Source organism: Vibrio sp. 2132-1, from assembly GCF_033344315.1.
Map to the genome: position 1 here is coordinate 1 of NZ_JAWPON010000376.1, position 680 is coordinate 680.

General features: G+C 49.0%; 1 protein-coding gene. It reads right to left on the reverse strand.

Translation table 11 applies throughout. From position 1 onward, the window contains the following. On the reverse strand, positions 1 to 617 hold a 617-nt coding region (locus R8N47_RS25525; RefSeq protein WP_318186142.1), incomplete at its 3' end, for an SDR family NAD(P)-dependent oxidoreductase. Positions 618 to 680: the final 63 nt, after the last annotated feature.

Sequence of the window (680 nt, forward strand, 5' to 3'; positions counted from 1 at the left end):
GCCGCTAGCTGCTTTCTCAATAATTGAGACGCTTGCTTGGTTGAAATGATCATAGGCATCTCAAAGGTGTTTTTATCCGTTAGGGGCGTTTCAACAAACCCAGGAAACACAGTAATCACTTTGATGCCTTTCTTCTTAAGATCCACAGCGAGCGTGCGCGCAAAGTAGCTCACTGCCGCTTTTGACGCGCCGTACGCTTCCGCTCTTGGCAGCGCGACTTCGGAGGCAATGGAGCCAACAATGACAACGCGGTGCCCTCGCTGAAAATACGGTTGGCAAGCTTCTATACAGTTAGCTACACCTACGACATTAACATTCATCACGCGCGCCATAAGTTGCGCATCTACAATGCCATCATCCATGTATTCGCAATCACCCGCGTTGAAGATCCATGTATCCGGAATCGTCTTAAGCGAAGACAGTACTCGCTTCGTCTCCTCATAATCGGTTACATCAAACTTCAGCGTTTCAATAGATGAAGAAGTTGCCGCTAGCTCGGCAAGTACAGCTTCATTGCGTCCACATGCGATGACACGCGAACCATACTCAGCAAAGTCGAGAGCCAGCTGTTTACCTATCCCGGAGGTCGCCCCCGTAATTAAAACGACACTGTTCATCGCCCCAACCTTTGCTTAATGGTTTTGATGACAGAGCCAAGCAGAGGCAAATGCTCATAAAGC